This is a genomic window from Streptomyces sp. UC4497, assembly GCF_054871485.1.
Window position 1 is genome coordinate 453,230 of sequence record NZ_JBTYHB010000002.1, and the last position, 21,329, is coordinate 474,558.

Consider the following 21,329-nt stretch of genomic DNA (forward strand, 5'->3'; position numbering starts at 1 on the left):
CGGGGGCGTTCCGGGTCAACGGGACAGCGCCGGCACCCGCCGTGGCCGCGTGCGCACCCCGATCACCTGGTCCATCAGCGCGCCGAGCACATCGCGTACGGACGCCCGGGTCCGGGCGTCGCACTCGACGACCGGCACGTCGTCACCGATCCCCAACGCCTCACGGATCTCGGCCAGTTCGAACCGCTCGGCGCCTTCGAACCGGTTCACGGCGAGCACGAACGGCGCCCCCTGCGCCTCGAAGTAGTCGAGCGCGGGGAAGCAGTCCTCGATCCGCCGGGTGTCGACGAGCACCACGGTCCCGAGTGCGCCTTCCACCAGGTCGTCCCAGAGGAACGAGAACCGGTCCTGCCCGGGGGTGCCGAACAGATACAGCGCGAGGGTCGGATCGAGCGTGATGCGGCCGAAGTCGAGGGCGACGGTGGTCGTCGTCTTGTCCTCGACCCCGTCGAGCGAGTCGACGCCCACGGAGACCTGCGTGATGGAGGCCTCGGTGTCCAGCGGTTCGATCTCGGAGACCGCCCCGATGAACGTGGTCTTGCCGACGCCGAGCCCACCGCTGACCACGATCTTCACGGCCAGCGGGGCGATGCGTTCAGAGCGCCCTGACATGGTCCCTGATCCTTTCGAGGGTGTGGAGCGGCAGCTCCGCGGGTTGCGAACACGACAGGCGGCCGCCGACGACGAGGTCGGCCACGAGCACCTTGGCGACTCCGAGCGGAACCCCCACCGCCTCCGCGATGTGCGCGACGGTGGTGGGCTCCTGACACAGCGTCACGATGCGCTGGTGCTCGAACGCGAGCGGCGCGGCCCCCTCCGCCGCGTCGAGCGCGACCACGAGGGTCTCCAGGCGCAGATCGGCCTGCGCGGGCAGGGAGCGTCCACCGGTGATGATGAAGGGACGGACGAACTGCCCCTCGTCCGGCATTTCCGATGGCTCGCTCATCGCGGCAGCGTCTCCCGCAGGTCGGCGATGAGCGCCGGAGTGAGGAGGTCCCCCGCCCGTTCGGCGAGGACGGCCATCTCGTAGCCCACGAGCCCGAGTTCACCGCTGCTGTCTGCGAGCACGCCGAGGCAGCTGCCGTCGCGGATCGCCGAGACGAGCAGGAAACCGCGCCCCATCTCGATCATGATGAGCTTCACGCCGTCGAAGCTGTACCGCTTCGAGGCGCTGCGGGCGAGGCTGGACAGGCCCGACACGATGGCGGCGAGCCGGTCCGCCTCGGTGCGGTCGAGCCCGTCCGACACCGCGATGAGCAGCCCGTCGGAGGAGACGGCGACGGCGTCGCGCACGCCGTCGGTGGAGCGGACGAAGTTGGCGAGCAGCCAGTTGAAGGTCTGCGAGTCGCCCCGCGTGTCGACGGTGGTCACTTGGTGTCGTCCTGCCCTTCGGCGCCGTCCCCGGCCTCGGTGTTCCCCTGCTTGCCCCGCGTGGCGGCGCGCTCCTTCTCGACGCTGATGGAGCCGCGCATATGGGCGCTGCGCAGGCCCGACAGCATCCCGGACACCCCTTCGGGGGTGCGCTCGGCGGCGGGTCCGTCGGGCGCGGGTGACGGTGGCGGCGATGCCGTCTCGTGCACGGCCTTGGAGATGGCGCTGCGCTGCGGCCGTTTGACCAGTCCGTTGCGGGTTCGGGACGCGGAGGACACCGAACCGGCTTGCTTCGTACGGGACTTGGCCTCGGCGCCCGCGGCGACCGGCGTCCGCGCCTCCTTGCGAGGGGCGGGCAGCGTGGCGGGCCGCACGGCCGGCTCCTCGGACTTCCCGCCCTTCTCCGCACTCTCGGCCTTCTCGGCGATCCCGGCCTTCCCGACCTTGGGCCTGGCCTCCGTGAGCAGCCCCGCGGGCACCAGTACCCGGGCCACCGCGCCGGCGGCGGGCGCCTCGCCGAGCCGCACCTCGATCCCGCACTTGCGGGCGAGCGCGCCGACCACGAAGTGGCCGAGGAAGCGGGTGGGTTCGGCCATGAAGCTGGCGTTGCCGGAGAGCCGTACGTTGGCCTCGGCGAGCGCCCGAGTGTCCATGCCGAGCCCGTGGTCGACGATGGCGACGAGATAGCCCTCGCTGGTACGCCGCCCCTCGATCTCGACGTCGGAGTCGGGCGGCGAGAAGCTGAGCGCGTTCTCCACCAACTCGGCCAGCAGGTGCGAGAGTTCGGCGACGACGGCACCCGAGATGTGGGCGGGCTCGACGCGCCGCAGCGTGACCCGCCGGTACTCCTCGACCTCGGACAGCGAGGCCCGCAGCACGTCCGTGACGGACAGCGGCGTCGACCAGGTGCGCGGGCTCGACTCGCCTGCGAGGACGAGCAGCGATTCGGCGTTGCGGCGCATACGGGTGGCCAGGTGGTCGAGTTCGAAGAGGTTGGCGAGGGTTTCGGGGTCGGCGTCCTCGTGCTCCAGCTTGTTGATGAAGCTGATCTGACGGCGCACCAGGTTCTGGTTCCGCCGCCCGAGGCTGACCAGCGAGTCGGTGGCGTTCCTGCGCAGCACGGCCTGCTCGGTGGCGAGGTCGAACGCGGCGCTCTGCACCCGGTCGAAGGCGTCGGCGACCTCCCGCACCTCGGCGCCCGCGCGGGCGTCCAGGGCGAGCGGCGCGGGCGGTTCGGGCGAGGCGTCACCGGCCGTCTGCACGGCGGCGACGGCCCGCGGCAGCCGCGCCCCTGCCACCTCGCGCGCCTCCCGGGCGAGCCCGGTGAGCGGCGCGGACACGGAGCGTACGCAGTCGTGGGCGAGCGCGCCGAGGGCGGCGATGACGGCGAGCGCGAGAAGAACGAAGAGCAGCAGGTCGCGCTGGGCCGAACTCTCCAGCTGCGCGGCCCTGTTCTCGACGTCGTCCCCGATGGAGACCTGCACGTCCCGCAGCCCGTTGATGGTCGACGTCATCGAGTCCCACCAGGCCATGGGCGGTACGTCGCGGGGGCTGAGCCGGCCCGCGCCGTGCACGGCCGTCGACTCGTAGCCGAGGGCCCGCTCGGCGTCGGGCGTGGCGAGCGCCGCGTCCAGGCGGCGTTCCTGAGCCTCCGTCGCGGTGCGCGGGAACGTGTCGAGCGCGGCGAGCCGGCCGGAGCGGATCTCCATGAAGGCGCTGTAGTCGTCGCCGCGGAAGTGCCCGCCGGCCCGGACCGAGCCGAGCACGATGGCCCGCTCCTGCCCCATGAACTCCTTGGCGGAGCCCAGGGTCTGGAGTGACTGGTAGGAGTCGCGCAGGGGGCCGTCGGCGACGTCGTCGAGGGCCCGGCCGAGCCCCACGAGCTCGGCGATGGTGTGCGTGAAGTAGTCGAAGGTGGGCTTCACCTGCCCGGAGCCGTCGTCCGCGCTCTTGCGGATCCCGGCGAGCGAGTCGAGCCGCCCGAGCGCGTCGGACGCGGCGGCGGACGTGCCCCGCTCGTCGAGCGCGTCCTGAAGGGCGACGCGCGCGGTGTCGGTCGACTTGCGCTGGGCGGGCAGCTTCGCGCTGAACTGCCGTACCCCGCCGACGTATCCGGTGGTGAGGCCGCGCTCCTTCTGCAGCTCGTGGACGAGCCCCTGGAGGGTGACCTCGAGCCGGGCGTCGGCGGCGGTCGCCGCGGCGTTGCGGTAGCCGGAGATCTGCTCGGCCGCGAAGAAGCCGAGCAGGGTGAGGAGTACGGCCGTGGCCAGGGCAAGGATGCGCAGGAGTCGTGTGCGGATGGTTCTGGGTCGGGAGGAGGCGGTGACGGATGCCGTCACCGACGAGACGAGGTCCACTGAAATGCCTTATGGAGAGGGCGAGTTGACGGTGCGGAAACGGTGCTTCCGCGCCCGGCCAACGAGCCCTCACCGGCCCCGGTCACCTCATCAGGTGGTTGTTTTACACCACCGAAACAGCCTTTCCGTAGGCGTGCAGGTGACCCCGCACCACACGTTCGGACCACCCCGGCCCGTATACAGGGCCAGCACCTCACAGCCCGCAGTCAGAGTCCGCCGTCACAGACCGCAGTCACAACACGAGCAGCAGTCGCAGCAATCACAGCCGTCGCAGTTCCGGCAGCAGCCCTCGCGCTTCTTCCGGGACCACGCGCCCTCGTACTCCTCGGCGCAGCACACCTTGCAGGTGCAGCAGAGCCCGATCGCGACGGCGCACCCGGCGAGCAGCCCCCGCTTCCCCGGCTTCGGCGACTTCCCGAAGAAATCACCACCGCCCGGGCCACCGGGCCCGCCAGGGCCTCCCGGACCGCCCGGCCCACCGACGCCGTTCGGGTCGCCGCCGTAGGGATTGCCACCGCCGTAAGGGTTCCCGCCGCCATGGCCGTCACCGCCGTAGGGATTCCCGCCCCCGTACGCCTCGTGGCCCCCGTGCCCATGCCCGTGCCCGTGCGCGTGCGCCTCGGTCCCGAACGCCCGGTCCACCGAGCGCCCCAGCTCGTGCGCGAGCAGCAGATGCGCCAGCTTGTCGTCCACGAAGTCGACGTCGCGCAGCGCGAGCCGGATGCCGTGCAGGGCGTCGTCGGCGAGGCGCCGCGCCTCGACGAGCGACGTGCCGGTGGCGGACAGCGGGTTCCAGGCGCCGGACGCGGCATCGGCGTCCTGGTCCTCGACGGCGTCCAGCAGATGCGCGAGCCGCCCGAACAACCGGCCCACTTCGGCGAGCGGCTCGGCGTTCCCCGGCCGCCCGGCGAGAACCGCCGTGTGCGCGAAGGCGGCGGCGGTCGCGGTCTCGGTCGGTTCGGTCACGGTCAGGACGGAGCCGCCGGGCCCGACGAGCGCCTCGATCCCGGCCTGCCGCTCGACCGCGTCGAGCAGCACCGCCGTGTCGAACCCGACGTCAGATCCCGTACGCGCACCGGCCCTTCCCCAGCTCGCGGCGACCTTCCGCGCGGCCACGGCCACCGGCCTGCGCGCGAACAGGCCGTCCCGGTCGTCGACGTGGTCGCGCACCTTCGCCGAGGCGAGCACCAGGGAGACGGCCGCGGCGAGCCGCGCGCCTTCGCCCTGCGCGACGGACGCGCCACGCATGCCCCGGAGCGGACAGGGCCCGGCCTGCCGCCGCCAACCACCGGCCGCGCCGGACCGCTCGCTCTGAGCCTCCGTCAGAACAGAGACGAGCAAGCCGTCGTAGTTGGTGACGACACGGGCGAACTGCCCGTGGTCGCCGCGCAGTGCCAGACAGAGCCCGCAGAGATGGGCCATCCACTGGGTCTTGAGGCTCTCACCGAGCCGATGAGAGCAGGGCCGAACCATGCCGAACAAGAAGACTCCCCCGTACACCGAATGATGGTCCGTCACCTGGACCGCGAGACGACGGCATCGTATCGAGCCCTTGCACGACCTTCCCGTTCACCCGTACGCACCGAAGGTCACCCATACGCCGTGAAGAATCATATTTCACTCACCATCAGCAGCCGTGTCCCGTACAACCCTTGGGAAATCCGGCATGAACAGGCGCAGACTGTGCACCAGTACCGTCACGAAAGCCCCGCGCGGCGGCTATCCCCTTGGCGTCACGTCTGCATCATGGACGAACATTGGGGATGCACGACATGCGGAACGCAGAGGAACCGCTGTGAGAGGAGGCGTCCATGGGATCGGTGCGCAAGGCGAGTGCCTGGCTTGGCCTCGTCGACGACAACGATGAAGAGCGTTACTACGACGACGACTACGACGAGGGGCCCGAGCCCGCCGCCGCCGGCGACGCAGCCTGGGTCACGGACCCGCGCGTGAAGGTCGCCTCCGAGGAGGCCCAGGAGAAGGGCCGCCGGATCGGCACCGTGACCCCGGACAGCTTCCGGGACGCGCGGCGCATCGGGGAGATGTTCCGGGACGGGGTTCCGGTCATCATGAACCTCACGGCGATGGAGGCGGCCGACGCCAAGCGCGTGGTGGACTTCGCCGCGGGCCTGATCTTCGGGCTCCGGGGTTCGATCGACCGGGTCGCCACGCGGGTGTTCCTGCTGAGCCCCGCGGACACGCAGATCGTCTCCGGCCGTGACACCAAGGAACCGACGGACGGTTTCTTCAATCAGAGCTGAGCGGTTCGGGGGCCTCCCCCGGACCGCACGTCACGCGGCCGAGGACTCGGCTGGTGACGAAGCCCGCCGCGGCGCCGCCACATCCGCGTCGTCCGCCGCGGGCGACTCGTCCGCCTCGCACTCCATCCGCTTCGGCAGTCGCAGCGCGGCGACCGCCCCGAGGAACAGCAGCACCGCGCTGACGACCAGCGTGACGTGCAGACCGTGCACGAACGCGGCGCGCGCGGCCTCCCGCAGTGCGTCCCCCGCCGCGCCCCCGAGCTGCGCGGCGATCTGGTACGCCTCCCCCAGCGAGTGCCCCGCGGCGGTCGACGTGCCGTCGGAGACCCCCGGCACACCGCCGAGCCCCGGCGCGTACGCCGCGTTCATCACGGAACCGAGCAGCGCGATGCCCATGCCGGCGCCCAGCTGGTACGAGGTCTCGCCGATCGCGGCCGCACCGCCCGCGTCGTCCGCGGGTGCCTCCGTGAGCATCGACTCGTAGGCCCCGAACAGCGTGGTCTGGAAGCCGAAGCCGAGCAGGACGAAGCCGAAGCCGAGCAGCCACGGCTGGTCCTGCTGGCCCATCGCGCAGAGCATCAGCACCGCGCAGGCGGTGAGCGCGAAGCCGGACGAGACCATGGCGCGCGGCCCGAAGCGGCGCAGGTTCGCCGAGCCGAGGACGCCCGCGGTCATCGCGGCGAAGGTCAGCGGCAGCATCCGCAGGCCGGTCTCGAGCGGGCTGAGGCCGAGCACCAGCTGGAGGTACTGGACCGCGATCAGTTCGAGGCCGACGAGGGCGAGCATCGCGATGACGATGCAGCCGACGGACGTGGAGAACGCGACCCGCGAGAACAGCTTCATGTCGATGAGCGGGTGCTCGCGGCGGCGCTGGCGGCGCACGAAGAGGAAGAGCAGCACGACGCCGACGACGAACGGCAGCACGGCCTCGGCGTCGAGCAGATCGCGCTTGGTGCCGAGTTCCTTGATGCCGTAGACGACACCGAGCACGCCGAGCGCGGCGAGCAGCGCGCCGAACAGGTCCCACGGGCCGTCGCTGCGGCCCTTGGACTCGGGCACGAGGACCCGGCACAGCGGCAGCATGATCAGCATCAGCGGGATGTTGATGAGGAAGACGGAGCCCCACCAGAAGTGCTCGACGAGGAAGCCGCCGAGTACGGGTCCGGTGGCGGCGCCGACCGCGGCGACCGCGGTCCACACGCCGATGGCGACGGCCCGCTCGTGCCGGTCGGGGAAGACGTCGCGCAGGATCGAGAGCGTCGCGGGCATGATCATCGCGCCGCCGATGCCGAGGATCGCGCGGGCCACGATGAGCACCTGCGCGGTGTCGGAGAACACGGCGAGCGCGGAGGCCGCGCCGAACAGGGCGTAGCCGAGCAGCAGGATCCTGCGGCGGCCGACTCTGTCGCCCAGCGTGCCGAACAGGATCAGCAGCGAGGCGCACACCAACGGGTACGCGTCGCCGATCCACAGGAGCTCGACGGAGGTGGGCTTGAGGTCCTCGGTGACCGCGGGCAGCGCGACGTAGAGGATGGTCGAGTCGAGGGCGACCAGAAGCAGACTTGTGCACAGGACGACGAGGACGACCCAGCGATGGGGTCGGGTTCCCATGGCGGCCAGGCGCCCGAGCGCGCGCCCGGAGGCCGTGTTCGTCCCGGACATGTACGTACCTCCCAGTGTTCCTCGCGTTCGGCGGTTTCCAGGACTGGGGAGGCCCACGGGCCTTGCCCTGGTTCCGGCTCGGGAGGAGCGGTCTCCCGGCCCCGCTGCGATAAGGCGAGTAAGCCGTCAGCGTACGCGAGTTCTCGCCAATGACACGTGGCGGACCTCTCAAGGCAGCCGCGAGCGGGTGTGGCGTGCACCACTCCGGGGAAAGGGGCCTGCTGGTGAGGCGCACGGGACGGATGCCGATAATCGGGGCCGTGACGGACGTGGACCAACGACATCGACCCTCGCTGCGGCTTGCCGCGCCCGCCCTGCTCGGCTACGCCGCGGTGCGGGCGCTCGGCCTGCTGGTGCTCGCGGCCTGGAGCGCGGCGACGGGCAAGAGCGCGCACACGCTGCTCACGGCCCGCTGGGACTCCCTCTGGTACACGCGGATCGCCGAGCACGGCTACGGCTGGTCGGTGACGCTGCCCGACGGCACCGTGCACTCGAACCTCGCGTTCTTTCCGCTGCTTCCGTGGCTCGAACGTTTCGTCTCGGCGGTCAGCCCCCTGTCGTACGCGGACGCGGGCCTCGTGGTGAGCCTGCTGGCCTCACTGGCGGCGGCGTGGGGGATCTTCGCCGTCGGGGATCTGCTGCACGGCAGGCGGGCGGGGATCTGGCTCGCCGTGCTGTGGGGTGCGCTGCCCGTCGGAATCGTGGCGTCGATGGCGTACAGCGAGGCGCTCTTCACGGCGCTCGCGGCGTGGGGACTGTACGCGGTGCTGCGACAGCACTGGGTGAGCGCGGGGCTGCTGGCCGCGCTCGCGGGGCTGACCCGGCCGATCGGGGCGGCCGTCGTGGTGGCGGTGTGGGTGGCGGCGGCGCTGTGGATCGCGAAGGAGCGCAGGGCCCCGTGGCGGCTCGTGCTCGGTGTGCTGCTCGCGCCGGCGGGCGCGGCGGCGTACGTGCTGTGGGTCGGGCAGCGGACCGGGGGCGGGCTCTTCGGCTATCTCGACGTGCAGGCGCAGTGGGGCAACGGCTTCGACGGGGGCGTGGCCTTCGCCCGCTTCATCGGGGACCAGTTCACGTCACCGCTGGGCGCACTGGCCGGGATCGGTCTCATCGTCGGGGTAGCGCTGGTGATCTGGCTGTACGTCGCCGGGGTGCGGCAGCACCAGCCCGTGCCGGTGCTCGTCTACACGGGCATCGTGGTCGTGCTCGCGCTGTGCGCCTCGGGGTACTTCGGCTCGAAGCCGCGGCTGCTGCTGCCCGCGTTCCCGCTGCTGCTGCCGCTCGCGGTGGCGCTCGCCCGATGGCGACCGCGCAGGTCGGCATGGGTGGTCGGCGGTCTCGCAGCGTTGTCGGCGGTCTACGGAGCGTTCTGGTTGAACGGGTCGGGTCCGCCGTGAGCGGTGAGTGAACGGCCAATTCCGCACGGGCATCAGGTGAACGCATTCATAAGCGTCATATAATGGGCCCCGGAAACGATCTTTGAATTCAGGAATCATTCCTTCCGGGTGGCTGAAATCGTGGTAATAATCGGCCACCTGAGATCAATCCCACATCACATCGTCATCACAAAGCCCCTGATTCGTTCTTGTCCACCTGCCGGTCGCTGTAGCGTCGATTGGGTGCGTACCGAACGAAACCTGACCCGCCGTGTGGAGCGGGTCTTCGCCAGGCTCGATCGCGAGCCCGAACGACCGACCCATGTGGACATCCCCCACATGAGCCGGCACCGGGTCGTGCTCTTCGGGCTGACCCTGTCCTTCTACCTCACGATCGTGGTGGCGGTGCTCGCCACGTCGTGGCTGGTCGCTGTCGACTGGCAGGTCATGTTCTTCCGGCCGTACCAGCAGTGGCCGGACATCCACGCCTTCCTCGACTACTGGGTCGTCCTCGGCCAGCGCGGTCCGACGGCCGTCATGGTGATGTCGTGGCTGGGCTGGCGTTCGTGGCGGCAGCACACGCTGCGCCCGCTGCTGATGTTCGGCACCTCGCTGCTGCTGCTCAACGTGACGGTGGGCGCCGCCAAGTACGGCATGGGCCGCGCTGGCCCGCACTACGCCACCACCATCGGGTCGAGCGAGATGTGGCAGGGCGGCGATATATTCCCGTCCGGTCACACGGCGAACGCGGTGGTGACCTGGGGCATCCTCGCCTACCTCGCCTCCACCCCGCGGGCCAGGCGCTGGCTGTCCGCGGTCTCCGCGGTGATCTCCCTGAGCGTCGGCCTGACCACGGTCTATCTCGGTACGCACTGGCTGAGCGACGTGCTGCTCGGCTGGGCCGCGGGCCTGCTCATCCTGCTCGCGCTGCCCTGGTTCGAGCCGCTGGTGGCGCGCGCGGAGGCGTGGATCCTCTCGTTGCGAGACCGCCTGCTCGGTCGCCGCTCCGGCGCCCGGCTGCCACAGCCCGAGTCCGAGCCGGCTCCGGTCCCCGCGCTGACCACCGCCCGCACGCGCGAGTCCGTCGGGACCACCAGATCGAGCCGCCAGCTGCTCCCGCAGGGCCCGCACACCCCGCGCGGTGAGCGCACGCCGATCACTCCGGCGGGCAGCCGCCGACCGACCTCGGAGAGAGTCACGCGCGGGACGCCGTCGACGAGAACGGTGTCCTGAGCGCGCCCACGGACGAGCGCGCCCACAGACAGCGGGGCCCGGTACGCACAACCAAGCCCCGCACCGCGAAGGCCCCCGAACCTCTTGCAGGTTCGGGGGCCTTCGCACGCTTCAGGGGCCTTCAGCCCTTCCAGCAGCGCGTCACTCTTCCGTCCGTGACCTCGAAGTTCAGCCGGCCGGTCAAGTACTCCATCGTGATGATCGCGCCGGGCGGCAACTGCCTCACGGAGGTCCAGCCGCGGCCACGGGCCTGCGACTCGGCGGCCTCTGCTTCGAGGCCGAGATACGCGTCCGGATTGTCCTGCGGGTCGGTCGGCGGGGTGGGAATGGGTGCCATGCCGCCACCGTAGGCCGCGCGTCACACTTTTGTCACAAGATCAGGACAGTTGGCTATTAGGAGTTCCTCACACGTTCGAGGGTTTCCTGCTTCTTACTCGCTTCTTACTTTCGCTTTCTCTGCGCGGCGCGGGGGGAATTGCGACGGCCCGCGCGCAATTCCCCGGGCATTCCGAATCCGGCGGCGGCACGGGCGAGTTGAGGCCGTCCGGGAATTGTCTGTCCATGCCAGAAACAGCGGTACGCCCTCTGTCGCCACGGGTGCCGCGCGAGCATCATGGCCTGAGTCCGCAGCAGGCCCGAGGCGCGCAGCAGAGCAGCGAGGGGGCAAGCGATGGGTACGACCGGGGTGCAGGCCGGGCCTGCGACGGTGGGGGCCGCGCGCGAGCGGCGTCCGGGCCGGATCGTCGTGGACTGGCTGACCACGACCGACCACAAGAAGATCGGCCACCTCTACCTGGTCACGTCGTTCGCGTTCTTCCTCATCGGAGGGCTGATGGCCCTGCTCATGCGGGCCGAACTGGCCCGTCCGGGCATGCAGATGCTCTCCAACGAGGAGTACAACCAGCTGTTCACGATGCACGGCACGATCATGCTGCTGCTGTTCGCGACGCCGACCTTCGCCGGCTTCGCCAACGAGATCATGCCGCTGCAGATCGGCTCGCCGGACGTCGCGTTCCCGCGCCTGAACATGTTCTCGTACTGGCTGTTCCTCTTCGGCGGCCTGATCGTGCTCGGCTCGCTCGTCGTGCCGGGCGGGGCCGCGGACTTCGGCTGGTTCGCGTACGCGCCGCTGAACAGCCTGACCCGCTCCCCCGGCATCGGGGCCGACCTGTGGATCATGGGGCTCGCGCTCGCCGGGTTCGGCACGATCCTCGGCTCGGTGAACTTCCTGACCACGATCATCGGGATGCGGGCGCCCGGCATGACGATGTTCCGGATGCCGATCTTCACGTGGAACACGCTGTTCACGTCGATCCTGGTGCTGCTCGCGTTCCCGGTGCTCGCGGCCGCGCTGCTCTGCCTGGAGGCGGACCGGCGGTTCGGGTCCGTGGTGTTCGAGGCGCAGTACGGGGGTGCGCTGCTGTGGCAGCACCTCTTCTGGTTCTTCGGGCATCCCGAGGTCTACATCATCGCGCTGCCCTTCTTCGGGATCATCAGCGAGATCCTGCCGGTCTTCAGCCGCAAGCCGATCTGGGGCTACTCGATGCTGGTCGGCGCGACGATGGCGATCACCGGCCTGTCGGTGGTCGTGTGGGCGCACCACATGTTCGCCACGGGCGGGGTGCTGCTGCCCTTCTTCTCGTTCATGTCGTTCCTGATCGCGGTGCCCACGGGCGTGAAGTTCTTCAACTGGACCGGGACGATGCTGAAGGGCTCGCTGTCGTTCGAGACGCCGATGCTGTGGTCGATCGGCTTCCTGACCACGTTCCTCTTCGGCGGCCTGACCGGCGTCATCCTCGCCTCGCCGCCGATGGACTTCCATGTCACCGACTCGTACTTCGTGGTGGCGCACTTCCACTACGTGGTGTTCGGCACGGTCGTCTTCGCGACCTTCGCGGGCTTCTACTTCTGGTGGCCGAAGCTGACGGGGAAGCTGCTCGACGAGCGGCTCGGCAAGATCCACTTCTGGACGCTGTTCGTCGGCTTCCACACGACGTTCCTGGTCCAGCACTGGCTGGGCGCGGAGGGCATGCCGCGCCGGTACGCGGACTATCTGTCGGCGGACGGCTTCACGGCGCTGAACACGCTCTCGTCGATCGGCGCGTTCCTGCTCGGCCTGTCCACGCTGCCGTTCCTCTACAACGTCTGGAGGACGGCGAAGTACGGGGTGAAGGTCGAGGTCGACGATCCGTGGGGGTACGGCAGGTCCCTGGAGTGGGCGACGGCCTGCCCGCCGCCGCGCCACAACTTCGTCACGCTGCCGAGGATCCGCTCGGAATCCCCGGCGTTCGACCTGCACCACCCGGAGTTCGCGGCGCACGAGGACCGGCCCGCCGTCTCGCACCGGAAGTCGTAGTCGGGCCCCAAAGGCCTGACAAGGCCTGTCTCAGGTCGACGTCACGTCACCTGGATCGAGAGGTCGTTGGCGCCCGTGTAGTAGGCCTCCGCGGACAGTTCGCCGCGGCCCGGGACGGTCACCCGCGTCGCCGGGTACGTGAAGATGGGCTTCTTGTCGGCGATGTCGTCGAGCAGCCGGGCGAGCCGCACCCGCGGCCCGTCGTCCCCCGCGGGCCGCAGCCACAGGTCCCAACGGCCCTCGCGCAGCTCGTCGTAGCCGATGCGGAGCGTGAACCGCGGCCCGTCCCAGTCCAGTTCGCCGCGCAGCGCCGGGCCGTGCACGGCCCGGGAGCGGATCTCCGCGTACGCCTTCGCGGTGAACTCGGCGCCGTAGACCCGCCCGTGCACGGTCAGCTCGCCGTCGGCGATGAGCAGTTCGCCAGCTTCGGCGTGCGGCGCCCGCAGCCAGCTGCGCACGGTGAGGTTGCCGTTCTTGGTGGTGTACGGGATGCGTACGGCGACGTAGCCGCGCGAGCCGCTCGGCGCCCGATCCACCAGTGAGCGCAGGTCGTTGACGCCCGGCACGAGCCGCACCGGCTCGTCACCCGCGACCTGTGCGTACGCGTCCCAGCGGCCCTCGGCGACGGAGACGCTTATCGGCAGCGACGCCCGCAGCCGCCCCTCGCCGGTGGGCGTGAGCGGCAGCCGCACCGTCTGCCCCGAGGCCCGGTCGACGAGCACCAGGGTCGCCGGGTCGGGCGACCCGTGGTCGGTGACGTCGAAGGTGAGCCCGCCGGCGGAGTCGGCGATGCAGTCGGCTCGGGGCGGCATGCGGACGCTCCTGTCGCTGTCTTCGGGGCACGGCGGTGGCGGAGCCGTGGGGGCTGTCATACGGGGTGTCCCTTCCGCTGCGGTCGCGGTCGCAGGGCGTCGCGCACCGCGTAGGCGCCGCCGAGGAGCGAACCGCGGGCCCGGTGCAGCAGCCCGAGGGAGCCGCGGCCGGCGAGCGAGCCGAACAGGTCCTCGTAGCGCTCGGCGATCCGCGCCGGGTCGAAGCGCTCGGAACCCCTGAGGGCGCGGGCGCTCATCTCCTGGCGCAGGGTGTCGTTGTTGATGAGTTCGAGCAGGCCGCCGGAGATCGCCTCGACGCTGCCGACCTTGACGAGCCGGCCGTCGACACCGTTGTCGATGATCTCACCGGGGCCGTGCGGGCAGTCGGTGGCGACCACCGGCAGACCGCAGCGCATCGCCTCGACGATCGTCATGCCGAAGGACTCGAACCTCGACGTCACCGCGGCGAGGGAACCTTTCGCCCACTCCGGCTCTATGGGGTGGGCGGGCCCCATGAGGTACACGTGGTTGTAGAGGCCGAGCTCGTCGATGAGCCGGCGCAGCTTGTCCTTCTGCTTGCCGCCCCCGTAGATGCGCAGGCGCCAGTCGGGCCGCTCGGCGCGCACCTGGTCGAAGGCGCGCACCAGCAGGTCGTAGCGCTTCACGGGCGCGAGCCTGCCGGCCGCCACGACCCACTTGCCGCTGCCGTCGGCGGGCGCGATGCCGGGCTGCGGAACCGGGTTGGGCATCGCCTCTATGCGCACGCCCGGGAGACGCAGCTGCTCGCGGTAGGCGAAGGCGTCGGCCTCGGTGGTCGTGGTCAGCGCGTCGAGGCGCGGGTAGCTGCCGCGCAGCTCACGGCGGAGCTCGGTGGAGTGCGTGCCGAGGGTGAGGTGCTCCTGGCCGACGCGCAGCACTCCGCGCCGGGTGTCCCGGGCGAGGTGCACATTGAGCCCGGGCCGGGTGCCGACGACGACGTCGGCCTCCAGCGAGCCGAGGTGCTCGGCGATCCGCCGGTCGGTGAGCGCGCTGTACTGCTCGTAGCGCCCCTCGCTGCGCGGGAAGACCGCGGCGGGCCGCTGGAACTCCGGGTCGTCGCCCTCGTACCCCGCGGTGCCCTTGCGCAGGTCGACCAGGTGGCGGACCCGCACGCGCGGGTCCGGCGAGAACACCGGTTCGTCCCGGTGCCGGAAGACGGATACGACTTCCACGTCGTGGTGGTCGGCAAGCGCGCTGGCAAGGTTGTACGTGGTGCGGATCGTCCCTCCGATCCCGTACGCATTGTGAATCAGGAAAGAAATCTGCATGCGCCCTCGTATCTGTCTGAACAGTCCGTCTTCTCCGCCTACCGGGTAGTTAGACGGAGATGACCTGGCGAGGGTTGTTCCTCATCATCATCTTGTTCCTGAACAGATGCGGAATTGGTAGCTGTTTTCGGGAACCAACTGGCGAAATCGCCCATCAGGGGTCACATCATGGCTGGTAGGAGAGCTGCGGGACGTCAGAACAGGTGTGCGTCATACCGCCGTTCTGGGTGACCCAGCCCTTCGCGTCGGTCCATCTCGCGACCGACAGGCACGCCTCTCGAGTTCTCGGCGGCTCCGCCAGCCTCGCGAATGCCACGGGAAGCAGCAGGCCATCGGCCGAGTACCGTACGCGGCGCTCCATGAAACGGTCGACGCACGCGCGCGTGACCGTCCGGCAGGAGCGGGCGGCGTCCGTGAACCACATCGCGGCGGCCCAGCCCTCCAATTGCCACTGCGAGTGCGTCTTCAGATTCTTGGTGGCGTCGCGGAAGGCGCGTACGGCGGGGTGCCCGGTGTCCTCGTAGTTGCGGCTCGCGCCGGTGGCCCACAGGGAGGCGCGGCAGTGCGGCGCGTCCTTGTAGGCGGACCGGACGGACGAGGTCCAGTTCTGTACGTTCGTGACCTTCGCGGTGACGCGGGCGCCGACCTCGTCCATGGCCTCGCAGAGCTTCGCGTTGCCGTGCGCGTCGACGGCGTCGAAGACGAGGTCGACCTTCGCGTCCTTGAGGTCGGCGGCCGCGGCCCGGAAGTTGGGGAGCGCGAAGTCGAGCTGCTCGCCGACGACGCGATAGCCCTCGGCTTTGAGTCCGCGCGTCACCAGGCGGGCGTACGCGGCCGAAGCGGCCTGGTTGTAGGAGACGACGGCGGCGGTGCGGGCGCCGTGCTCGCGCTTGAAGTAGCGGTAGACCTCGGTGCCGCCGTACAGCTTCCCGCCCCAGCCCGGCGTCCCGTTCCGCGGGGCGAGGCTGCCGTAGATCCCGTACAGGTGCGGATAGGTGTCGTAGGCGGCGCCGATCGGCTGGCCGCCGATGTCGGGCACGCGCGCGTGGGAGACGCGTTCCGCGCCCGCGTAGTCCAGCGCCGTGGTGGCCACCAGGGCGACGACCTTCTGCTCGTCGACGAGTTTGTGCACGCAGGACGTGTTGCCGACACCGCTGCCGCCGTCGTCGCACAGGTGCACCTCGACGCGGCGCCCCTGGATGCCGCCTTTTCGATTCAGGTTACGGAAGTACGCCTGTGCGCCGTCGCGGGTGTCGGTGAAGGTGGCGCCGCCGACGGGGCTGGTGGCGCTGGTGATGATGCCGACGTGGAGGGGCGCGGTGGAGCGCGGCGCGGGGGCGGAGCGGTCCTCGAAGTCGCTCTCCGGCAGCCGGGACCCGCAGGCCGCGACGGCCACCAGGACCAGACTCGCGGCGAGGGCCTCAGCAGCCGGGACCCGGCGACGCATTCCCGCTCAGCTGCACCAGCGCGCACAGGGTGTTGACGGACACCTTCCAGGTGCCGTCCTGCTCGACGGACGTTCCCTTGGCGTCGGGCAGCACCGTCGCGCCCTTGAGGGCGAGTGCGTAGGTCACGTCCGCCTCGCTCCCCGAGGTGAAGGCGACCTCGGTGACGGTGGCCTCCACCTGGCCGCCGCGCTTGTCGCCGCTGAAGCCCTTCAGGACCGGGCGCATCTTGGCGCCGTTCTCCAGGACGTCCTCCTTCTCCTCCATCGACACCTTCGGGGCGAAGAACTTCTTCCAGTTGGCCTTGATCTCCTTCTCGGCGGCGGCACGGTCGGCGGGCCCGCTCCCGTCGGGCCGCTCCGACGAGGGCTCCTCGCTCGTGGGCTCCTCGTTCGTGGGCTCCTTGCTCGTGGTCGGCTTCGAGCTCGGCGTCGGCGGGGCGCTGTCGTCACCGCCGCTGTCGTCGCCGCAGGCCGCCAGGGCCGGGCCGAGAACCAGGGCCAGGGCGAGCGCGAGCGCCGGGCCCCGTCCGCGAGTCGCGCGAGGTGTGCGGAGTGTGCGAGGTGTGCTCCCGAAAATCATCAGGCTCACCGCCGGGTGTCGGTCCGGGGGCGGGGCCGACCGGATCAAAGTGATCGGCCAACTGCCCCCGGAGCTTTCCGAGTTGGACTCCAGAAGGCATAGTGCAAGCGATCGGCGGACAAGACCAGACACACGCGCACACCAGTGGGGGCCGGCGATGCGGACTGCCCGACTACGTTCTGTGCACCCGGCCCTGTGGGCGGGGCTCGCGGCGCTCGCCGTCGGGGCGGTGCTCTGCGTGGTCGGCTGGTACGGAATGTCGGGCGAACGCTTCGCCGAGCGCCAGCTCCCCTATCTGGCCTCCTGCACGGTGCCGGGCGCGGCCCTGATCATCGCGGGCGCGGTGCTCCTCACGTACGGCAGGAACACGCTCGCCACGTCGCGCGTGGAGCGGCTCTACGAGCTGCTGGTCACGGCCGATCCGGCGCCCGACACCCTGGATCCCGCACCCCTGGCCGCCTCCAGTGGCCGACTGTTGATGATGCCCGGCGGCACGCTGTGGCACCGCTCCGACTGCCCGCTCGTCGAGGGCAAGCCGCAGGCGGTCCCCGCGGACGCGGGCGCGATCACGGAGGCGGGACTGGCCCCGTGCCCCATCTGCGAACCACCCAACGGGAGTTGAGGAGTCCGGGTCGTGTCGTCCCTCACGTACGACCTCACGCTCGCCGGACTCTCGGTGGGAGCGGCGGCGGCGCTCACCGGCATCGGCCTGATCGTCACCTACCGGGCGACGGGCGTCCTCAACTTCGCGCACGGCGCGATCGCGATGCTCTGCGCTTATCTGCTGCGGCAGTTGGTGGTGGTGTGGGAGGCGCCGCTGTGGGCGGCCGCGGCGCTGGTGCTCCTGGTGGTGGCGCCGGGTTTCGGACTCGCCCTGGAACGCTGGGTGTTCAGACCACTGGCCGTGTCGGGCGGCGATCCGGCGCGCACTCTGGTCGCCTCGATCGGCGTCTTCGTCCTCCTCGTCGGGACGGCGGCGCTCCTGTGGGGCACGGGAGCGCAGGAGGACGCGCCGAGGCTGCTCCCCGGGGAGCCGTGGGGGCAGCTCGCGGTGGCCTGCGCGATCGGGGTCGCGGTGTGGGCGGTGACGCGCTGGACGCGGTTCGGCGGTGAGCTGCGGGCGGTCGTCGACAACCGTCCGCTGGCCGTGCTCGGCGGCATCGACGCGGACCGGGTCGCGGCGGCGGGCTGGGCGTTCGGCACGTTCACCGCGGGCCTGACGGGCGTACTCCTGGCCCCTTACGTACGTCTCGACCCCTACGGTCTGCCGTTGCTGGTGATGGAGGTCGTGGCGGTGGCGGTCGCGGCGGGCATGCGACGGCTCGGGGTGGCGGTGGGGGCGGCGCTCGCGATCGGGGTCGCACAGAGCCAGTTGACGCGGCTGCATCCCCGCGGGTGGGCCGAGCCGCTCGTCCAGGCGGTGGGGGCGAACCTGTTCGTGGTGGCGCTGCTGATCGCGGCGCTCGCCCTCCCGGGGGTGGGCGGGAAGGGGGCGTTGCCGACGACGGTGACGCGCCGGACGCGGGCCGCTCCGCGGGAGGCGTGGCTGGTGGCGGGGGTGCTGTTCCTGCTGCCGCTCGGGTTCGCGGGCCCGGACCTGCGGACGTCGATCCAGGTCCCGGCACTCGCATTGATCCTGCTGTCACTGGTGCTGGTGACGGGGAGGGCGGGCCAACTGGCCCTGGGACAGGGCGCATTCGCGGGCCTGGGCGCCCTGTTCGCGACACTGCTCACGACGGGCCACTTCCCGGGCCTCCCCCAACTCCCGGGCCTGCCAGCCCTCTTGGTGGCGGTTCTTCTGGTGGCCCCACTGGGCCTTCTGACCGCCGCGCCCGCGATCCGGCGACACGGCCTCGCACTGGCGCTGGCGACGTTCGCGGTGGGGGTCGGGGTGAGCCGATTCGTGTTCGCGCAGCCGTACGCGACGTCGGGCCTCACACCACCGCGCCCCGCGGGCTTCGGCGACGACCGGACCTTCTACCTACTCGAACTCACCCTGCTGGCCGGGGCATTGACACTCGTGGCAGGCCTGCGACGGGGGCGGGTCGGCCGGGCCCTCGCGGCGGTCCGGGACCACGAGGCGGGCGCGTCGGCGGCGGGGGTCGGGGTGCCTGCCCTGAAGGTCGCGGTGTTCGTGGTGGGGGCGGGCCTCGCGGCACTGGGCGGCGGCCTGCTCACGTTCGGCCTGCACTCCTTCGACCCGTCGGCGTACGACCCGATACGGGGCCTGCTGTGGTTCGCGGCGATAGTGGTCCTCGGCGCGGACAGCCCCTTCGCCGCACTACTCGGCGCGGGCCTCTTGGTGGGCCTGGACGCGGGGGCTCGGGGCGGGGTGGCGGCACTGGCCATCGGGGTACTGGCGGTGCTGGTGGGCCGGGGGTTTAACGTCCGGGGCTGGAACCGGGGCCGCGGCCGTCTTACGGGGCGGGGGTCGGCGGCCCGGGAGCTGCTGACACTTCAAGCCCCTGCGGCACCTCAAGCCCCTGCGGCGATTGAGCAGCGGGGTCCGGGGCAGAGCCCCGTGACGTGGGCGCGGACCACCGCAACAAGACCGGCCCCGACCCCCGCCACACTCACCGCCACCCACCTCACCGTCACCTACGGCCCCCACCCCGCCCTCCAGGACGTACGCATCCACCTCCCCAGCGGCACCATCACCGCCGTCGTAGGACCCAACGGCGCCGGAAAGAGCACCCTGTTCCACTGCCTCGCCGGGACGTTACGCCCGGACACCGGCAGGATCCGGCTCGGCCCACGCGACGTGACCCGGCTGCCCGCCCACACCCGCACCCGACTCGGCATCGCACGGACCTTCCAACAGCTCGTCGTCTTCCCCTCGTTGACCGTCGCCGAGAACATCCGGATCGGCGCCGAACAGGGCCGCGTACGGGACCCGGCAGCCACGGAACGGATGACGCGCCTGTTCGGACTGCGGGGCGAACAGGAGACGCGCGGCCTCCCCACGGGAACGCTGCGCCGCGTCGAACTGGCGCGCGCACTGGCCGGCGACCCGCACGTGCTGCTGCTCGACGAACCGACCGCAGGGCTCGACCCCGCAGAGGTCACCGCCCTCGCCCGGCTGCTGAGGGCGCTCGCCGCCGACGGCGTCGCCGTGCTCGTCGTCGAGCACGATCTGGACCTCGTCGCCGAACTCGCGGACACCGTCCACGTGATGGCGGCGGGCCGCATCGTGGGTTCGGGCGCCCCGGACTCCGTCCTCGACCGCACCCCGGAGCCCTCATGACGTCCGGCCCCGGCGCCCGCGCCGGCATCCAACTGCGCGACGCCCGCGTCCGCTACGGCCCCCTGGAAGCCCTCCACGGCGTCACCCTCACCGCCCCCGCCCACGCGCTCACCGTCCTGCTCGGGCCGAACGGCTCCGGTCGCACCACCGCCCTGCGCGCCCTCGCCGGCACCGTACGGCTCACCGCCGGGTCCGTCGTGTGGGACGGAGTCGACGTCACCCGGCACACCGCCCACGCCCGCGCCGCGGCCGGCCTGCGCTTCGTACCCGACCGGCAGGCCGTCTTCGCCGACCTCACCGTCGCCGACAACCTCCGGCTGGCGGCAAACAAAGCAGAAACCACAGCGGCAGACAAAGCGGCGAACAAACGGGCCTTCGGCGCCGCCCTCGACGCCTACCCCGAGCTGCGCCCGCTCCTCGCCCGCCGCGCCGGCACCCTCTCCGGCGGTGAGCAGCGGATGCTCGCCGTCTCCCGCGCCCTGCTCGCCCCCGCCCGCGTCGTCCTCGTCGACGAGCCCACCCAGGGCATGGCCCCGCCGGTCGCCACCCGCACGTACGCCCTTCTGCGCGAACTCGACGCCTGCGTGGTGCTCGCCGAGCAACGCCTGCCACCCGGCCTGCGCGGAGCGCCGAGCGGGGCGACGGGCGAGGTGCCGGGCGGGGCGACGGTCTTCGTCTACGAACTCGGCCGCGGCGCGGTCGTGTTCCGGGGCGAGGCCACCGAGACCCCGCCGCTCCGACCGAACCCGATCAGCCCGACTACTTCCCCGGCTCGGGAATGACCAGCGTCGCCCCCTCCTCGAGCCGGTCCGGGTGCGACCCGATCACGTCGCGGTTGGCCTTGTAGAGCGCCTCCGCACCGCCCTCCACCTTGAAGCGCCGCGCGATGGACGCCAGCGTGTCGCCGCGCTGCACCACATGGACGCGCCCCTTGAGCCCGTACCGCTTGGAGCAGACCGGCCACGCCTCCCAGCCCTGGGTGCGCAGCACCTCCTCCGCAACCTTGATCTGCTCGGCGCGGGTCGCGAGGTCGGCGCGCGGCGCGTACTTCAAGCCACCGTGCTCCTCCCACGTGGACTGCTGGAACTGGAGCCCTCCGTAGAAGGAGTTGCCGGTGTTCTCGTCCCAGTCGTTGCCGCTCTCGCACTCCGCGAGGCAGGACCACGGCCACTCGGTCTTGGCACAGTCGTACGGTTCGGCGGCATCCGCCCTGGGGGCGAGGGCCGGCAGCGCGGTCAGTGCGAGCAGCACGCCCAGCAGGGCCGCCGCCCACCGCCGCGGGCCGTGCGCCTTCGGAAACGTAGCGGTCACGTCCATAGCGCGGAC

General features: G+C 71.3%; 19 protein-coding genes. 7 read left to right on the plus strand and 12 right to left on the minus strand.

Features of this window, described 5'->3' with window-relative positions; translation table 11 throughout:
• Positions 1–15: 15 nt before the first annotated feature.
• The 5 genes from ACYSUO_RS04800 to ACYSUO_RS04820 form a co-directional block, all read right to left on the minus strand.
• Entirely contained in the window at positions 16–612 is a 597-nt protein-coding gene (locus ACYSUO_RS04800; protein WP_461774707.1) for a GTP-binding protein, read from the minus strand.
• Positions 596–946: a DUF742 domain-containing protein gene (locus ACYSUO_RS04805; protein ID WP_461774708.1), complete on the minus strand. Its 351-nt coding sequence runs from the start codon at positions 944–946 to the stop codon at positions 596–598. Before ACYSUO_RS04805 ends, ACYSUO_RS04800 begins: the two co-directional genes overlap by 17 nt.
• On the minus strand, positions 943–1,371 hold the full coding sequence (locus tag ACYSUO_RS04810) for a roadblock/LC7 domain-containing protein (RefSeq protein ID WP_327664068.1): 429 nt from the start codon (positions 1,369–1,371) through the stop codon (positions 943–945). The genes ACYSUO_RS04805 and ACYSUO_RS04810 overlap by 4 nt, the downstream gene beginning before the upstream one ends.
• Positions 1,368–3,728 (minus strand): sensor histidine kinase, encoded by a 2,361-nt coding sequence (locus ACYSUO_RS04815; RefSeq protein WP_461774709.1) that lies wholly within the window; start codon positions 3,726–3,728, stop codon positions 1,368–1,370. Before ACYSUO_RS04815 ends, ACYSUO_RS04810 begins: the two co-directional genes overlap by 4 nt.
• A 219-nt stretch (positions 3,729–3,947) precedes the next feature.
• Positions 3,948–5,210, minus strand: a complete 1,263-nt coding sequence (locus ACYSUO_RS04820; protein ID WP_461774710.1) for a DUF5685 family protein — start codon at positions 5,208–5,210, stop codon at positions 3,948–3,950.
• A gap of 329 nt (positions 5,211–5,539) precedes the next feature.
• Here ACYSUO_RS04820 and ACYSUO_RS04825 point away from each other — a divergent pair, with 329 nt between their 5' ends.
• Positions 5,540–5,989: a cell division protein SepF gene (locus ACYSUO_RS04825; protein ID WP_461774711.1), complete on the plus strand. Its 450-nt coding sequence runs from the start codon at positions 5,540–5,542 to the stop codon at positions 5,987–5,989.
• A gap of 30 nt (positions 5,990–6,019) precedes the next feature.
• Here the strand turns inward: ACYSUO_RS04825 and ACYSUO_RS04830 are convergent, their stop codons facing one another.
• Positions 6,020–7,651 (minus strand): MFS transporter, encoded by a 1,632-nt coding sequence (locus tag ACYSUO_RS04830; protein ID WP_461774712.1) that lies wholly within the window; start codon positions 7,649–7,651, stop codon positions 6,020–6,022.
• A 260-nt stretch (positions 7,652–7,911) separates the two neighbouring features.
• Here ACYSUO_RS04830 and ACYSUO_RS04835 point away from each other — a divergent pair, with 260 nt between their 5' ends.
• Positions 7,912–9,045, plus strand: a complete 1,134-nt coding sequence (locus tag ACYSUO_RS04835) for a hypothetical protein (protein ID WP_461774713.1) — start codon at positions 7,912–7,914, stop codon at positions 9,043–9,045.
• Between the two features lie 222 nt (positions 9,046–9,267).
• A complete protein-coding gene (locus ACYSUO_RS04840; protein ID WP_461774714.1) occupies positions 9,268–10,257 on the plus strand; it encodes a phosphatase PAP2 family protein in 990 nt (329 codons plus the stop codon).
• Between the two features lie 121 nt (positions 10,258–10,378).
• On the opposite strand, the gene ACYSUO_RS04845 is transcribed toward ACYSUO_RS04840, so the two are convergent.
• Positions 10,379–10,594: an I78 family peptidase inhibitor gene (locus ACYSUO_RS04845; RefSeq protein ID WP_327664062.1), complete on the minus strand. Its 216-nt coding sequence runs from the start codon at positions 10,592–10,594 to the stop codon at positions 10,379–10,381.
• Positions 10,595–10,927: 333 nt separating this feature from the next.
• On the opposite strand from ACYSUO_RS04845, the gene ctaD reads away from it, so the two are divergent.
• Positions 10,928–12,613 (plus strand): aa3-type cytochrome oxidase subunit I, encoded by a 1,686-nt coding sequence (gene ctaD, locus ACYSUO_RS04850; RefSeq protein WP_461774715.1) that lies wholly within the window; start codon positions 10,928–10,930, stop codon positions 12,611–12,613.
• Positions 12,614–12,654: 41 nt separating this feature from the next.
• Here the strand turns inward: ctaD and ACYSUO_RS04855 are convergent, their stop codons facing one another.
• The 4 genes from ACYSUO_RS04855 to ACYSUO_RS04870 form a co-directional block, all read right to left on the minus strand.
• Positions 12,655–13,425, minus strand: coding sequence for a hypothetical protein (locus tag ACYSUO_RS04855; RefSeq protein ID WP_461774716.1), 771 nt, complete (start codon positions 13,423–13,425; stop codon positions 12,655–12,657).
• Positions 13,426–13,481: 56 nt separating this feature from the next.
• Positions 13,482–14,732 (minus strand): glycosyltransferase family 4 protein, encoded by a 1,251-nt coding sequence (locus tag ACYSUO_RS04860; protein WP_461774717.1) that lies wholly within the window; start codon positions 14,730–14,732, stop codon positions 13,482–13,484.
• Positions 14,733–14,898: 166 nt separating this feature from the next.
• Complete coding sequence (locus ACYSUO_RS04865) at positions 14,899–16,179, minus strand: ABC transporter substrate-binding protein (protein ID WP_461774718.1); 1,281 nt, start codon at positions 16,177–16,179, stop codon at positions 14,899–14,901.
• The gene (locus ACYSUO_RS04870) at positions 16,154–16,759 is read right to left on the minus strand and encodes a hypothetical protein (RefSeq protein WP_461774719.1); all 606 of its coding nucleotides are present in this window, start codon (positions 16,757–16,759) and stop codon (positions 16,154–16,156) included. The genes ACYSUO_RS04865 and ACYSUO_RS04870 overlap by 26 nt, the downstream gene beginning before the upstream one ends.
• A 157-nt stretch (positions 16,760–16,916) precedes the next feature.
• Between ACYSUO_RS04870 and ACYSUO_RS04875 the strand changes: the two genes are divergently transcribed.
• Genes ACYSUO_RS04875 through ACYSUO_RS04885 form a run of 3 tightly spaced genes read left to right on the plus strand, consistent with a single transcriptional unit; the run spans position 16,917 to position 20,785 of the window.
• Positions 16,917–17,381: a hypothetical protein gene (locus tag ACYSUO_RS04875; protein WP_461774720.1), complete on the plus strand. Its 465-nt coding sequence runs from the start codon at positions 16,917–16,919 to the stop codon at positions 17,379–17,381.
• 12 nt (positions 17,382–17,393) lie between these two features.
• Positions 17,394–20,003 carry an ABC transporter permease subunit gene (locus ACYSUO_RS04880; protein ID WP_461774721.1) on the plus strand — a complete coding sequence of 870 codons (2,610 nt, stop codon included), beginning with the start codon at positions 17,394–17,396 and terminating at the stop codon, positions 20,001–20,003.
• Positions 20,000–20,785, plus strand: a complete 786-nt coding sequence (locus ACYSUO_RS04885; RefSeq protein WP_461774722.1) for an ATP-binding cassette domain-containing protein — start codon at positions 20,000–20,002, stop codon at positions 20,783–20,785. Before ACYSUO_RS04880 ends, ACYSUO_RS04885 begins: the two co-directional genes overlap by 4 nt.
• On the opposite strand, the gene ACYSUO_RS04890 is transcribed toward ACYSUO_RS04885, so the two are convergent.
• The gene (locus ACYSUO_RS04890; protein ID WP_461774723.1) at positions 20,763–21,320 is read right to left on the minus strand and encodes a transglycosylase family protein; all 558 of its coding nucleotides are present in this window, start codon (positions 21,318–21,320) and stop codon (positions 20,763–20,765) included. The genes ACYSUO_RS04885 and ACYSUO_RS04890 overlap by 23 nt on opposite strands.
• Positions 21,321–21,329 lie beyond the last annotated feature (9 nt).

Excerpts from the sequence above, each read along its gene's own strand:
- ACYSUO_RS04800 (WP_461774707.1), bottom strand. The coding sequence starts at position 612 with ATGTCAGGGCGCTCTGAACGCATCGCCCCGCTGGCCGTGAAGATCGTG.
- ACYSUO_RS04805 (WP_461774708.1), bottom strand. The coding sequence starts at position 946 with ATGAGCGAGCCATCGGAAATGCCGGACGAGGGGCAGTTCGTCCGTCCC.
- ACYSUO_RS04825 (WP_461774711.1), top strand. The coding sequence starts at position 5,540 with ATGGGATCGGTGCGCAAGGCGAGTGCCTGGCTTGGCCTCGTCGACGAC.
- ACYSUO_RS04830 (WP_461774712.1), bottom strand. The coding sequence starts at position 7,651 with ATGTCCGGGACGAACACGGCCTCCGGGCGCGCGCTCGGGCGCCTGGCC.
- ACYSUO_RS04845 (WP_327664062.1), bottom strand. The coding sequence starts at position 10,594 with ATGGCACCCATTCCCACCCCGCCGACCGACCCGCAGGACAATCCGGAC.
- ctaD (WP_461774715.1), top strand. The coding sequence starts at position 10,928 with ATGGGTACGACCGGGGTGCAGGCCGGGCCTGCGACGGTGGGGGCCGCG.
- ACYSUO_RS04855 (WP_461774716.1), bottom strand. The coding sequence starts at position 13,425 with ATGCCGCCCCGAGCCGACTGCATCGCCGACTCCGCCGGCGGGCTCACC.
- ACYSUO_RS04860 (WP_461774717.1), bottom strand. The coding sequence starts at position 14,732 with ATGCAGATTTCTTTCCTGATTCACAATGCGTACGGGATCGGAGGGACG.
- ACYSUO_RS04865 (WP_461774718.1), bottom strand. The coding sequence starts at position 16,179 with ATGCGTCGCCGGGTCCCGGCTGCTGAGGCCCTCGCCGCGAGTCTGGTC.
- ACYSUO_RS04870 (WP_461774719.1), bottom strand. The coding sequence starts at position 16,759 with ATGATTTTCGGGAGCACACCTCGCACACTCCGCACACCTCGCGCGACT.
- ACYSUO_RS04875 (WP_461774720.1), top strand. The coding sequence starts at position 16,917 with ATGCGGACTGCCCGACTACGTTCTGTGCACCCGGCCCTGTGGGCGGGG.
- ACYSUO_RS04885 (WP_461774722.1), top strand. The coding sequence starts at position 20,000 with ATGACGTCCGGCCCCGGCGCCCGCGCCGGCATCCAACTGCGCGACGCC.
- ACYSUO_RS04890 (WP_461774723.1), bottom strand. The coding sequence starts at position 21,320 with ATGGACGTGACCGCTACGTTTCCGAAGGCGCACGGCCCGCGGCGGTGG.